The 13,458-nt window shown below is 58.2% G+C and carries 10 protein-coding genes; 1 reads left to right on the top strand and 9 read right to left on the bottom strand.

Annotation, left to right across the window (positions count from 1 at the left end; translation table 11 throughout):
• Positions 1-85 precede the first annotated feature (85 nt).
• From QMX98_RS25165 to QMX98_RS25130, 8 genes are all read right to left on the bottom strand, one after another.
• Positions 86-1,066, bottom strand: coding sequence for a peptide ABC transporter ATP-binding protein (locus QMX98_RS25165; RefSeq protein WP_102594419.1), 981 nt, complete (start codon positions 1,064-1,066; stop codon positions 86-88).
• Entirely contained in the window at positions 1,066-2,034 is a 969-nt protein-coding gene (locus tag QMX98_RS25160; RefSeq protein ID WP_010463418.1) for an ABC transporter ATP-binding protein, read from the bottom strand. The genes QMX98_RS25165 and QMX98_RS25160 overlap by 1 nt, the downstream gene beginning before the upstream one ends.
• Before the next feature lie 10 nt (positions 2,035-2,044).
• Positions 2,045-2,968 carry an ABC transporter permease subunit gene (locus tag QMX98_RS25155; protein ID WP_010463416.1) on the bottom strand — a complete coding sequence of 308 codons (924 nt, stop codon included), beginning with the start codon at positions 2,966-2,968 and terminating at the stop codon, positions 2,045-2,047.
• A 13-nt stretch (positions 2,969-2,981) separates the two neighbouring features.
• Complete coding sequence (locus QMX98_RS25150; protein WP_007900379.1) at positions 2,982-3,992, bottom strand: ABC transporter permease subunit; 1,011 nt, start codon at positions 3,990-3,992, stop codon at positions 2,982-2,984.
• A gap of 74 nt (positions 3,993-4,066) precedes the next feature.
• Complete coding sequence (locus QMX98_RS25145) at positions 4,067-5,662, bottom strand: ABC transporter substrate-binding protein (protein WP_282411530.1); 1,596 nt, start codon at positions 5,660-5,662, stop codon at positions 4,067-4,069.
• A 78-nt stretch (positions 5,663-5,740) separates the two neighbouring features.
• Positions 5,741-7,159: an OprD family porin gene (locus tag QMX98_RS25140; protein WP_010463411.1), complete on the bottom strand. Its 1,419-nt coding sequence runs from the start codon at positions 7,157-7,159 to the stop codon at positions 5,741-5,743.
• A gap of 172 nt (positions 7,160-7,331) precedes the next feature.
• Entirely contained in the window at positions 7,332-8,933 is a 1,602-nt protein-coding gene (locus QMX98_RS25135; protein ID WP_010463409.1) for an ABC transporter substrate-binding protein, read from the bottom strand.
• A 307-nt stretch (positions 8,934-9,240) separates the two neighbouring features.
• Positions 9,241-10,866 (bottom strand): ABC transporter substrate-binding protein, encoded by a 1,626-nt coding sequence (locus QMX98_RS25130; RefSeq protein ID WP_010463407.1) that lies wholly within the window; start codon positions 10,864-10,866, stop codon positions 9,241-9,243.
• 1,083 nt (positions 10,867-11,949) lie between these two features.
• On the opposite strand from QMX98_RS25130, the gene QMX98_RS25125 reads away from it, so the two are divergent.
• Positions 11,950-12,318, top strand: coding sequence for a DUF6124 family protein (locus tag QMX98_RS25125; RefSeq protein ID WP_282411529.1), 369 nt, complete (start codon positions 11,950-11,952; stop codon positions 12,316-12,318).
• A 219-nt stretch (positions 12,319-12,537) separates the two neighbouring features.
• Here the strand turns inward: QMX98_RS25125 and QMX98_RS25120 are convergent, their stop codons facing one another.
• On the bottom strand, positions 12,538-13,254 hold the full coding sequence (locus tag QMX98_RS25120) for an SIMPL domain-containing protein (protein WP_010463403.1): 717 nt from the start codon (positions 13,252-13,254) through the stop codon (positions 12,538-12,540).
• Positions 13,255-13,458: the final 204 nt, after the last annotated feature.

The following is a 13,458-nucleotide window of genomic DNA, read 5'->3' as shown; positions in this document are numbered from 1 at the left end:
AGCCTGCTCGCGAAGGCGATATTCCAGTCAACATCTAAGTCGACTGAGAAAACGCTATCGCGAGCAGGCTCGCTCCCACAGTTTGTTACGCGGCGCCGTCGAGGAACTGCTCGGCGTAGTGGCAAGCCACCTGACGGCTGTCGAGCAGGCGCAGGGCCGGCTCTTCGGTGCTGCAGCGCTCGGTCGCGTAAGGGCAGCGCTTGTGGAATGCGCAGCCGGACGGCGGGTTCAGCGGGTTGGGCAGTTCGCCGACGATCTTGATCTTCGGCTTGTTCGGGTCCGGGTGAATGGTCGGGGTGGCCGACAGCAGCGCCTGGGTGTACGGGTGCAGAGGACGCTCGTAGATGTCGTTCTTCGGACCCATTTCCACCGGGCGGCCGAGGTACATCACCATCACGTCATCGGCGACGTGTTGAACCACTGCCAGGTTGTGGGAGATGAACACGTAGGCGGTGTTGAACTCTTGCTGCAAATCCATGAACAGGTTGAGCACCTGCGCCTGAATCGATACGTCCAGCGCCGAGGTCGGTTCGTCCGCGACCAGCACTTTCGGTTGCAGCATCATCGCGCGAGCGAGGGCGATCCGCTGGCGCTGACCGCCGGAGAACATGTGCGGATAACGCTGATAGTGCTCAGGACGCAAGCCTACCTGCTTCATCATCGCCTGTACTTTCTCGCGACGTTCCGAGGCGCTCAGGCTGGTGTTGATCAGCAGCGGCTCGGCCAGTTGATCACCGACTTTCTGCCGAGGGTTCAACGAGGCGTAAGGGCTCTGGAACACCATCTGCACGTCTTTGCGTAACTGCTTGCGCTGGGACTTGTCGGCGCCGGCGACTTCCTGCCCGGCGATTTTCAAGGAGCCGGAGGAGGGCTCTTCGATCAGCGTCAGGGCGCGGGCCAGGGTGGATTTGCCGCAGCCCGACTCACCTACAACGGCGAGGGTCTTGCCGGCTTCCAGTTCGAACGACACACCGTTCAGGGCGCGCACGGTCGCATGGCCCTTGAACAGGCCACGGGACACTTCGTAGTGACGGGTCAGGTCGCGGGCGGTAAGTACGACGGCCATTACGCCACCTCCTGATTCAGCGGGTAGAAGCAGCGGGCGAGGCTGTTGCTTTTCGGGTCCAGGGCTGGACGCTGGGCGCGGCAGCTGTCTTGCACATACGGGCAGCGTGGCGACAGCAGGCAACCCTGCGGACGGTCATAGCGACCGGGAACGATGCCCGGCAACGTGGCCAGGCGCGTGGCACCCAGGCTGTGTTCCGGAATCGCCTTGAGCAGCGCTTCGCTGTAAGGGTGTGCCGGAATGTCGAACAACTGAGGAACCTGACCCACTTCAACCGCCTGGCCGGCGTACATCACGCACACACGCTGAGCGGTTTCGGCCACGACCGCGAGGTCGTGAGTGATCAGCACCAGGCCCATGTTCTGCTCTTTCTGCAACGCCAGCAGCAGGTCCATGATCTGCGCCTGGATCGTTACGTCCAATGCCGTGGTCGGTTCGTCGGCGATCAGCAGTTTCGGTTCGCCGGCAATCGCCATGGCGATTGCAACACGCTGGCTCATACCGCCGGAAAGCTGATGCGGGTAGGCGTCCATACGACTGGCGGCGCCCGGGATTTCCACTTTTTCCAGCAGTTCGATGGCGCGTGCGCGGGCCTGCTTGCCGGACATTTTCAGGTGCAGGCGCAGCACTTCTTCAATCTGGAAGCCGACGGTGTAGCTCGGGTTCAGCGCGGTCATCGGGTCCTGGAAGACCATGGCCAGGTCTTTGCCGACGATTTGCCGACGCTGACGGTTGCTGAGTTTGAGCATGTTCTTGCCGTCGAAATTCAGCGCGTCGGCGGTGACGATCCCAGGGTGCTCGATCAAGCCCATCAGCGCCATCATGGTCACGGATTTACCGGAACCCGACTCGCCAACGATGGCCAGGACTTCGCCCTTGTCCACGGTAATGTCGAGCCCGTCGACCACCGGAACCGCGTTCTTGTCGCCGAAGCGAACGTTGAGATTCTTGATTTCTAACAGTGACATTTGAATCTCCTCAGGCGGCGTTCTTGAGTTTCGGGTCCAGCGCATCGCGCAGACCGTCGCCCATCAAGTTGATTGCCAGCACGCTGAGCAAAATGGTCAAACCAGGCAGACTTACCACCCACCAGGCGCGTTCGATGTAGTCGCGAGCCGAAGCCAGCATGGTGCCCCACTCAGGGGTTGGCGGTTGTACGCCAAGGCCGAGGAAGCCCAGTGCCGCGGCATCGAGAATCGCCGAAGAGAAACTCAGGGTGGCCTGAACGATCAGCGGCGCCATGCAGTTGGGCAGCACGGTGACGAACATCAGGCGTGGCAGACCGGCACCGGCCAGACGCGCGGCGGTCACATAGTCGCGGTTCAATTCGCCCATCACCGCAGCGCGGGTCAGACGAACATAGGACGGCAACGAAACCACGGCGATGGCAATAATGGTGTTGATCAGGCCAGGGCCGAGGATGGCGACAATCGCCACCGCCAGCAGCAGGGACGGCAGGGCCAGCATGATGTCCATCAGACGCATGATGGTCGGGCCGAGCAGTTTCGGGAAGAAGCCGGCGAACAGGCCCAGAAGGATGCCCGGAATCAGCGACATCACCACCGACGACAAGCCGATCAGCAGGGACAGGCGCGAACCGTTGATCAGGCGCGACAGCAGGTCGCGCCCCAGTTCATCGGTGCCGAGCAGGAACTGGATCTGCCCGCCCTCCAGCCAGGACGGCGGGGTCAACAGGAAGTCACGGTATTGCTCGCTCGGGTTGTGCGGGGCAACCCACGGCGCGAAGATCGCGCAGAAAATCACCAGCAGCATGAACATCAGGCCGGCAACGGCACCTTTGTTCTTGGAAAACGCTTGCCAGAATTCTTTGTACGGGGACGGGTACAGCAGGCTTTGATCGACTGTTACCGCTTGATTTTGAGTTGAAGCTGGAGTGGTCATGGTCATGATGATCTCAGCGCTGGTGACGAATGCGTGGGTTGGCAAAGCCGTAGAGGATGTCCACTACGAAATTGACCAGAATCACCAGGCAGGCGATTAACAGGATGCCGTTCTGCACCACGGGATAGTCCCGTGCGCCAATGGCTTCGATCAGCCATTTGCCGATGCCGGGCCAGGAGAAGATGGTTTCGGTCAGAACCGCACCGGCCAGCAATGTGCCGACTTGCAGGCCGACCACGGTCAGTACTGGGATCAGCGCGTTGCGCAAACCGTGCACGAACACTACGCGCGACGGCGACAGGCCTTTGGCGCGGGCGGTACGGATGTAGTCTTCACGCAGCACTTCGAGCATCGACGAACGGGTCATCCGCGCAATCACCGCCAGCGGGATGGTACCGAGTACGATGGCCGGCAGGATCAGGTGATGCAGGGCATCAAAGAACGCACCGACGTCATCGGCCAGCAGCGTGTCGATCAGCATGAAGCCGGTCCGCGGCTCGATGTCGTAGAGCAGGTCGATCCGCCCGGACACCGGGGTCCAGCCCAGGGATACCGAGAAGAACATGATCAGGATCAGGCCCCACCAGAAGATCGGCATCGAGTATCCCGCCAGGGAGATGCCCATCACCCCATGGTCGAACAGGGATCCTCGCTTGAGTGCCGCGATCACCCCGGCCAGGAGGCCCAGGATGCCGGCGAACAACAGCGCGGCCATGGACAGTTCCAGGGTCGCGGGGAATAGAGAGCTGAACTCGGTCCAGACACTTTCACGGGTACGCAGGGATTCGCCAAGGTCGCCGTGGGCCAACTTGCCGATGTAGTCCAGGTACTGGGCATACAGCGGTTTGTTCAGGCCAAGGCGTTCCATTGCCTGAGCGTGCATTTCGGGGTCGACCCGACGTTCGCCCATCATCACTTCCACGGGGTCGCCAGGAATCATGCGAATCAACGCGAAAGTCAGCAAGGTGATGCCGAAGAATGTGGGGATCAATAACCCCAATCGGCGGGCAATAAAACTAAACATCTTGTGGTGTACCTCATCAGCCGGTTAGGCGTGCCTGGTGTCCCTGGAGTCAGGGACACCGGGAGTTTTCTTATCTACTTCACCTGGGTGGTGGCGAAGTTATTAGTGGTGAGGGGGCTAATGTGATAGCCCTCTACGTTGTTGCGCATTGCGGTGAACATTCTAGTGTGCGCCATGCTGATCCATGGCTGGTCATGGTTAAAAATAACCTGGGCCTGTTCGTACAGCGCTGCCCGCTCGGCCGGATCGGTTTTTTCCCGGGCCTGGTCGATCAGTGCCTGGAACTTGTCATTGCACCAGCGCGCATAGTTTTCGCCGTTCTTCGCGGCTTCGCAACTGAGCATAGGCGTCAGGAAGTTATCCGGGTCGCCGTTGTCGCCCGCCCATCCGGCGGAAACCATATCGTGCTCGCCGTTTTTGGCGCGTTTGAGCATTTCGCCCCATTCCATGACGCGAATGTCGACCTTGATCCCGACCTGGGCCAGGTCAGCCTGCATCATCTGCGCGCCGAGCATCGGGTTCGGGTTGGTCGGCCCGCCGCCGTTACGGGTGAACAGCGTGAAAACAGTGCCCTCCGGCACGCCCGCTTCCTTGAGCAGGGCACGAGCCTTGTCCAGATCACGTGGCGGGTTTTTCAGCTCGTGGTTGTAACCCAGCAGGGTGTCCGGGTACGGGTTGACCGCCACTGTTGCGTTGCCTTTGCCGAACAGCGCGTTGACATAAGCCGCCTTGTCGAACGCGATGTCGATAGCCTTACGCACACGCACATCGCTCATGTATTTGTGCGAGGTGTTCATGGCGATGTAGGAAACGGTCATCGCGTTCATCTCATCAACCTTCAGGTTGGTGTCTTTCTTGATGCTCGGGATGTCATCCGGTTTCGGATACAGCGCGACCTGGCACTCGTTGGCCTTGAGCTTTTGCAGGCGCACGTTGTTATCGGTGGCGATGGCCAGGATCAGCGCATCAGCCGGTGGCTTGCCACGGAAGTAGTCCGGGTTGGCCTTGAAGCGAACCTGCGCGTCCTTCGCGTAACGCTGGAAAATGAACGGGCCGGTGCCGACCGGTTTGTTGTTCAGGTCGCCGGTCTTGTTCGCCTTGAGCAGCTGGTCGGCGTACTCGGCGGAATAGATAGAGGAGAAGGCCATGGCGATGTCGGCCAGGAATGGCGCTTCGCGACGGGTCAGGGTGAATTTGACGGTGTTGTCGTCAACTTTCTCGACGCTTTTCAGCAGTTCCTTGAAGCCCATGCTTTCAAAGTACGGGAAGCCCACGCTCGACAGTTTGTGCCATGGGTGGTTCGGGTCCAGCTGACGCTGGAAACTCCAGACTACGTCGTCGGCGTTCATGTCGCGGGTCGGCTTGAAGTATTCGGTGGTGTGAAACTTGACGCCTTTACGCAGGTGGAACGTGTAGGTCAGACCGTCCTCGCTGATCTCCCAGGAGTCGGCCAGTGCCGGAATCACTTCAGTGGTGCCGGGCTTGAAGTCCGCCAGACGATTGAAGATGGTTTCGGCCACCGCATCGGCTGTGACTGCAGTCGTGTACTGGACCATGTCGAAGCCTTCCGGACTGGCCTCGGTGCAGACCACCAGAGGTTTGGCCGAGACGCCAACAGCGACACTCAGCAACGCGGCTGCAATGGCCGCACGTAGGGGAAGCATTTTCATCAAGAACCCTCTGCAATCGGTTAAAGGACAAAAGCCGAACGGCCGATTCGTCACTGAATCAGCCGTTCGGCAGGTGTATTACAGAATGTTGAACGGGATGGTGGTCACGAGACGGAACTCGTTGAGGCTGCCATCCGCCTGGTTATCACTGGCGCGGTGAGCGGTGTAGGTCGCGCGGATAGCCGTGGCCTTGAGCGGGCCGCTCTGTACGGCGTACGAAGTACCAATGCCGTATTCATAGTGGGTTTCGCCGTCCATCGACTGCACGCCGTCGTAACCGCCGCCGGCATAGTGAGTACCGTCGATGCCCCAGCCACGAGCCTGGTAGATGTTGAACTTCAGGCCTGGAATGCCGTATTCAGCCATGTTCAGACCATATGCAATCTGGAAGGATTTTTCGTTCGGGCCGTTGAAGTCCGACAGCAGGGAGTTGGCCAGGTAGATGCCGTTGGTTTCGTGCAGGTAGTCGAAGTACTCGTTACCGTTCACTTCCTGGTACGAGAAGGTCAGGCTGTGGGCCTGGTGAGTCAGGCCCAACGACAGGGAGTAGGTGTCGTTGTCGATTTCGCCCAGCAGCTTTTTGCCTTCGTCGACGGTTTTGTAGTAATTCAGGCCGGTGGTCAGGCTCAGTACCGAGCTGTCACCCAGAACGTGGGTGGCGCCGAAGTAGTACTGGTTCCACAGGTCTTCGGCCTGGGTGCCCCACAGGCTGGTGGTCAGGCTGGCGAACGGCGTGTAGGTGATACCGGCGGTGTTGACGTGATCGGCTTCAGCGGTACCGTCGCCGTATTCGGAACGGAATTTGCGCTGGCTCTGTTCGGTACGCGGCGAGTTACGGTCAAAGGTGGCGATGTCGAAAGTCAGGTTTTCCAACTCTTCGCTGTGCAGACTGACACCCTCGAAGCTCGAAGGCAGTGGACGGTTACCGATGACATCTACTTGCGGGCTGCTGAAGTTCTGGCGACCGGCAGTCAGTGTGGTATTGGAGAAACGCGCCTTGACGTTGGCCAGGCCCAGTTTGCTCCACTGATCAACAGCGTCACCGCCATTTTCAGTCAAAGTACGGTTGTTGCCACGGCCGCCACGACCTGGCTCGGGAGCACCACCGTTGCCGGATGCGAGGTCTTTGCGATCGCGGTCCAGAGCAATGGCGTTGTACGCCGCCACTTCGGTGCTGAAACCGACAGTACCCTCGGTGAAGCCCGAGTTGTACTTGATGATCGTGCCTTGAACCCAGTTGATTCGACGGTCAGTCGTACGAGTCTCACCATTTTTACGATAGTTGAGCGTCGCGCCCCGCTTGAACGACTCATTCGCATACCAGTTACGCGTGGAACCGGTGATCGATTGGCCTTCAACAAAGCCGGTGGCTTCGCTTTGGGCGCTTTTCTCTTTCACGGTAACCGGGGTGAAAGCCTGGCTTTGGGTTTCTGCGTAAGCCGAGGCGGTTACGCTGCTGATGGCCAGGGCCAATAACGCGGTGCTGCTCAGTTTCATGGGTGAAGCTCCTTACTTTCTTTTTTTTAATGCCGGTCTTTTTTGGTGATCCGGCTATTTGGTTTAGAACACATACAAGGCTTCGCAAACGTTTGCTTTATGCCGGATTGGCGAATTACGGCAATACGTTTGCGTGAGGGCGCAATGCGCCCCCAGCGTTCTGGCTAATCGGTTATTGGTCGATACTGACGCCCGAGAACACGTTACGACCGAATGGACTCACCTTGAATCCTTCGATTTTGGCGCTCAACGGCTGGTTAACCGTTGAATGGGCGATAGGCGTGATCGGCACTTGTTGCTTGAGGTAGTGCTGCGCCTGTTTGTAGAGCACGGTGCGCTGGTCGCGGTCGGTGACGACCTTGGCCTGCTTGATGAACTTGTCGTAAGCCGGATCGCACCACATGGAGTAGTTGTTGCCACCAATGGCGTCGCAGCTGTAAAGCGTGCCGAGCCAGTTGTCCGGGTCCCCATTGTCGCCGGTCCAGCCAATCAGGCTGACGTCGTGTTCGCCATTCTTGGTGCGCTTGATGTACTCGCCCCATTCATAGCTGACGATCTTCACTTTGAGACCGATTTTTGCCCAGTCAGCCTGGAGCATTTCGGCCATCAACTTGGCGTTCGGGTTGTAAGGGCGCTGAACGGGCATCGCCCACAAGGTGATTTCGGTGCCTTCTTTCACGCCGGCAGCCTTGAGCAGTTCCTTGGCTTTTTCCGGGTTGTAGGCAACGTCCTTGATCGTGTCGTCGTAGGACCATTGGGTCGGTGGCATGGCGTTGACGGCCAATTGACCGGCGCCTTGGTAAACGGCGTTGAGAATGCCCTGCTTGTTCACCGCCATGTCCAGCGCCTGACGCACTTCGAGCTGGTCGAAAGGCTTGTGGCGCACGTTGTAGGCGATGTAGCCCAGGTTGAAGCCGGGCTTCTCGATGAGCTTGAGTGCCGGGTCGTTCTTCAACGCGGGAACGTCGGCGGGGCGCGGGCTCAATGTGATCTGGCACTCATTGGCCTTGAGCTTCTGCACCCGCACCGACGCGTCGGTGTTGATCGAGAAGATCAGGTTGTCGAGCTTGACCCGGCTCGGGTCCCAGTACTGCTTGTTGCCGGTGTAGCGGATGTTGGAATCTTTCTGGTAGCTCTTGAAGGCGAACGGGCCAGTGCCGATCGGCTTCTGGTTGATGTCGCTCGGCTTGCCTTCGGCCAGCAGTTTGTCGGCGTATTCGGCGGACAGAATAGCGGCGAAGCTCATGGCGATGTTCTGGATGAACGCGGCGTCGACGCTGTTGAGCGTCATGACCACGGTCAGCGGCCCGGTCTTCTCGACCTTGGCGATGTTCTTGTTCAGGCTCATCCCGTTGAAATACGGGAACTCGGTCGGATAAGCCTTACGGAAAGGTTGCTGCGGATCGAGCATGCGATTGAACGTGAACAGCACGTCATCGGCGTTGAAATCACGGGTCGGCGTGAAGTACTTGGTCGTGTGAAATTTCACACCTTCGCGTAGGTGAAAGGTGTACTTGAGGCCGTCCTCGGAAATATCCCAGCGAGTGGCCAGGCCGGGTACGACGTTGGTGGCGCCTTTTTCAAACTCTGCCAATCGGTTGTACAACGGCTCGGCGGCATCGTTGTCGGTCGATGTCGTGTACTGCGCAGTGTCGAAGCCAGCCGGGCTGCCTTCGGAGCAGAACACCAGGCTGTTATTGGCGGCCTGGCTGATGGAAGTGGCGGCCAACAGGCCGGTGCCCAGCAATGCGGATAAAACCAAGGTATGGCGCATGACGCTCCCTTTTCTTGTTCTCTAAGTGTCTTCAATGAACCGCCGTCCCGTCAGCAGACGTGGAGGCATCACTGAGTTCAAACCATGCCATGCAGCAAAACCGAGAGCCCACGCATGAACTGGTCAGATCCCGACGGTATGAGCCGTGGGTCCGGCAGTAAATGCGTAGAGTCCGAAAGACTTGTGGGAAAAGGCAACGCATCCGACATCACGACGGTCATCCGTGACGGAATTGGATGTAGGCGTTTTCCTACTTTCTCGGCAGATAAAACAACGGCGACGTTAAATACGTCGCCGTTGCAAAACCTTATTTGCTGACGCTGACGCCGTAGAAGGAGTTCAAGCCAAACGGGCTGATCTTGAAGTCCTGCACGTTGTCGCGCATGGGTTGGAACACCGTCGAGTGAGCGATAGGTGTCATTGGAACAGCGTCTTTGAGGACGTGTTGCGCCTGTTTGTACAGTTCGGTGCGCTTGCCCTGATCGGTCGTGCGCTTGGCCTCTTTGACGATGCCGTCGAACTTCTTGTCGCACCACTTGGAGAAGTTGTTGCCCTGCAGCGAGTCGCAGCCGAACAGCACGTTCAGCCAGTTGTCCGGGTCACCGTTGTCGCCGCTCCAGCCAATCAGCATCGCGCCGTTTTCGCCGCCTTTGGAGCGCTTGATGTACTCGCCCCACTCGTAGGTCACGATCTTGGCCTTGATACCGATCTTGGCCCAGTCGGACTGCAGCATTTCAGCCATCAGTTTGGCGTTCGGGTTGTACGGACGCTGTACCGGCATCGCCCACAGGTTGATCTCGGTGCCTTCCTTGACGCCGGCTTCCTTGAGCAGCTCTTTGGCTTTCTCAGGGTTGTACGGCGCATCCTTGATGGTGGTGTCGTAAGACCACTGGGTTGGCGGCATGGCGTTGACGGCCAGTTGACCAGCACCTTGGTAGACGGAGTCGATGATCTGCTGCTTGTTGACGGCCATGTCCAGTGCCTGACGCACTTTCAATTGAGCCATCGGGTTCGGCTGATCGCTGCCCTTGATCTTGTCCATCACGTTGTAGGCGATGTAACCCAGGTTGAAACCAGCCTGGTTAGGCACCTTCAAGGTCTTGTCTTCTTGCAGCGCCTTCAGGTCGGCCGGACGTGGGAACAGAGTGATCTGGCACTCGTTCTTCTTCAGCTTCTGAATACGCACCGACGGGTCGGTGGTGATGGCGAAGATCAGGTTGTCGATCTTGACGTCGTCAGGCTTCCAGTAGTCCTTGTTCCCGGTGTAGCGGATGTTGGAATCTTTCTGGTAGCTCTTGAACACGAACGGACCGGTGCCGACCGGCTTCTGGTTGATGTCGGCGGCCTTGCCTTCCTTGAGCAGCTGGGCAGCGTACTCGGCGGACTGGACGGAGGCGAAGCTCATGGCCATGTTCTGGATGAACGCGGCATCAACTTCTTTAAGGGTGAACTTGACGGTGTGGTCGTCGACTTTATCGATCTTGGTGATGTTGGTATCCATCCCCATGTCGGTGAAGTACGGGAATTCGGTCGGGTACGCTTTGCGGAACGGGTCGTTCTTGTCAATCATGCGATTGAAGGTGAACAGCACGTCGTCGGCGTTGAACTCACGAGTCGGCTTGAAATACGGGGTGGTGTGGAACTTAACGCCTTCACGCAGGTGGAAGGTGTAAGTCAGGCCATCATCGGAGATGTCCCACTTGGTCGCCAGACCAGGAATCACGGCGGTGCCGCCGCGCTCGAACTGGGTCAGGCGGTTGAACATGGTTTCTGCAGAGGCGTCGAAGTCGGTTCCGGTGGTGTACTGACCAGGATCAAAACCGGCCGGGCTCCCTTCGGAGCAAAACACCAGGTTAGTCGCCGCTTGGGCGAAGGGTGCGGAGGCTAACAAGCCTGCGCCGACTAAAAACGGAATGACCGCGTGTTTAAGCATGTTGGCCTCATGATTTGTTGTCATTTTTGGAATTAGAGGACGACCTCGTGAGTCGTGCCTGCGGATACTTATGCAGGGGCCATACCCATTGCAAGATCCGGAGCGACCACAGGCGTTAAACGGTGGCACGAACGTACCTTAATGTCGCATATGTATAAATTCATGCGCATTTGACCGTTTGCGCAGGGTTTTTTCGGTGCATCTGGCGCACCGCGACGGGGCAATCGGCACGACTTTCGCACCCGGTTGGAGCGAGGTGTTACTTATTTATACCCATCTTTGAGGGGCGTGGATGAGAGGTGTGGGCGTGAATGAGATTGAGTTGTAGTTGGGTGGGTAGGTGTTTGTTGTTTAAAGGGTTGTTGTGTCTGTGGGGGCAGATTGTTGCGTTACTGTCTGGCAGTGGACATCTGTGGGGATGATTTGGATCCCGTAGGTGATGGAGGCTACGTGGGAGTGGCGGGTAGAACCAAGGGTGCAACCTGTCTGCTGCTTGCGGTAGCACTATTGGCTGTTTTCCACGTGTTGAGCGTCTTATCCCTGAGCTTTTTATGACGGATATGCATAGGTCAAGTGTTGGCGACGAGCCTGTTTGCCGATCCTTGCTTCCAGATGACCCCAGTCCTCTGTAGGAGCGAGGCTTGCCCGCGAAGGCGGCCTGACAGCCGACCTGTCTCTTTCTGTTGCTCCCGATTGATCGTTCCCATGCTCCGCGTGGGAATGCCGCCCGGGAGGCTCCGCGTTTCATTTTTGTTTGTTGAAAGATGTGTAAAAAACACAGCGATTTCCCACGCATTTTTCAGGTTGCCGGGTAGGAAGCAGTCCTTCTAACCTTTGGTCGTCGCTGCAATTTGAGCGACCGGGCGTGGAAACCTGGATCCCTTAGTAGCCGCATAGCTGGACCATCGTATTTATTGCCGACGTCTTCGTTCGTCTGCAAACTGCGTCATGGCGGCTGTGCGTGGGCAGACTTCGGTCTGGCCGGGTCCTACTAACCGGTATTTCCACCCTGCGTGCAGCCGCCACCTATTTGTCGTGTGGAAACGACAATGGATGGCTCCCATTTTAAGTAGGAGTTTTTCCATGGATAAGTTAATCCCCGATCCACCCTTCAACACCACAACCCCCAACGCCGAAGCCACCGAAGCCGAAACGCTCCTCAAGGATCACGAAGCCATAAAGCGCGCCCTCGATTACTACCTCGATCCCCCCGACCAATACGCCCCCAAACCCCGCCGTCCCAGCACCATGTTCATGGTCGCCCCGGACATGGACAGCGAAAGTCTCCTGGCACAAGCTTGCGAGTCATTGGCGTCTGCCAGTGTCATGGCCAGTGATTTCGCAGCAAACCTGATCGGCCCGCAGCGCAATACGGTGTTGGCGATTCAGCAGATCATCATGCTGGCGGAGTTGGCAGTGAATCGGGCGCTGGATAACGTTGATCCGGGGTAGACCGCGTTATCGTTCTTCGCGAGCAGGCTCGCTCCCACTGGGGGCGAGTGTGTACATGGGTTTTGTGTACGACTCTGATCCCATGTAGGAGTGAGCCTGCTCGCGATGACGGTGGATCAATCACCACAAAATCATCAGACAAACCTGCCGGCTTTCCGCCAGGCAACAAAAAACGGCGATCACTTCAGTGACCGCCGTTTCTGTGTACGGGTTATCGAATCAAGGCATCAACACTTCAATCGCGCCATCCGCCGTCATGCTCACCTGGCTGGTGCCGGCCTCAACCTCTGGCGTCACCGGAGCGCCATCCATGCCGGCCGCTTTCATCATCATCGGCCCACGCATGTACGGCTGTGGATAACCGTTGCTGTTCAGGTTCAGGCTGACGATTTTATAACCTTTGCCACCCAACGCATCGGTTGCCAGCTGCGCGCGGGCCTTGAAGGCGGTGACAGCTTCTTTAAGCAGCGCATCTTCGCTGGCCTTGCGCGTTGGCGTGGCGATGGCGAAGTCCATGCCACCCATTTTCAGGTCGGTCAGCAGTTCGCCGGTCAGCTTCGACAGTGCGGCGAAGTCGGAGCTTTCCATGCGCAGCTCGGCGCGTTCACGCCAGCCGGTGATTTTCTGGCCCTTGGTGTCGTAGATCGGGTAGCTGTTGCGGCTGCCCTGGCGCAGGGTGACTTCCTTGACTTGTTTGGCCTGGGCCAGCGCTTTGTTCATGGTGGTGCTGACGTCGGCGGCGAGTTTGGCCGGGTCGGTGTTCTGTTCTTCGGTGTAGAGGGTCACGATCATCTGATCGCGGGCCACTTCCTGGCTGACTTCGGCACGCAGGGCGATCTGGTTGTAATGAAGTTCGTCGGCGGCCAGGGCCGGGAGGCTGGCGACGGTGCCAACGCTAAGGGCAAGAAGGGCGGCGCTGCGGCGGAAACTGTGCATGAAAACTCCTTGGAGGTGCGCAGGGGTTAAGGTCCGAGCCTGCGTGAAACCATCAGACTCTAACTTTATTGATCCGGTTCGCACAGTTACAACTTCCATACAGATGGAATGGGGGAGACCGTGTCGAGGCCATTCGCGGGCAAGCCTCGCTCCTACAGGAATGTGTCGTACGCCAATCCTTTGAACGACACATTCCTGTAGGAG

The sequence above is a fragment of the Pseudomonas sp. PS02303 genome, from assembly GCF_029959925.1.
In the GTDB taxonomy this organism is placed as follows: domain Bacteria; phylum Pseudomonadota; class Gammaproteobacteria; order Pseudomonadales; family Pseudomonadaceae; genus Aquipseudomonas; species Aquipseudomonas mandelii.
This window is presented reverse-complemented; position numbering and strand designations above follow the sequence as displayed.

Bases quoted from the DNA above. Each gene is read 5' to 3' on its own strand.
- QMX98_RS25165 (WP_102594419.1), bottom strand. From the start codon at position 1,066: ATGGCCGTCGTACTTACCGCCCGCGACCTGACCCGTCACTACGAAGTG.
- QMX98_RS25160 (WP_010463418.1), bottom strand. From the start codon at position 2,034: ATGTCACTGTTAGAAATCAAGAATCTCAACGTTCGCTTCGGCGACAAG.
- QMX98_RS25155 (WP_010463416.1), bottom strand. From the start codon at position 2,968: ATGACCACTCCAGCTTCAACTCAAAATCAAGCGGTAACAGTCGATCAA.
- QMX98_RS25150 (WP_007900379.1), bottom strand. From the start codon at position 3,992: ATGTTTAGTTTTATTGCCCGCCGATTGGGGTTATTGATCCCCACATTC.
- QMX98_RS25145 (WP_282411530.1), bottom strand. From the start codon at position 5,662: ATGAAAATGCTTCCCCTACGTGCGGCCATTGCAGCCGCGTTGCTGAGT.
- QMX98_RS25140 (WP_010463411.1), bottom strand. From the start codon at position 7,159: ATGAAACTGAGCAGCACCGCGTTATTGGCCCTGGCCATCAGCAGCGTA.
- QMX98_RS25135 (WP_010463409.1), bottom strand. From the start codon at position 8,933: ATGCGCCATACCTTGGTTTTATCCGCATTGCTGGGCACCGGCCTGTTG.
- QMX98_RS25130 (WP_010463407.1), bottom strand. From the start codon at position 10,866: ATGCTTAAACACGCGGTCATTCCGTTTTTAGTCGGCGCAGGCTTGTTA.
- QMX98_RS25125 (WP_282411529.1), top strand. From the start codon at position 11,950: ATGGATAAGTTAATCCCCGATCCACCCTTCAACACCACAACCCCCAAC.
- QMX98_RS25120 (WP_010463403.1), bottom strand. From the start codon at position 13,254: ATGCACAGTTTCCGCCGCAGCGCCGCCCTTCTTGCCCTTAGCGTTGGC.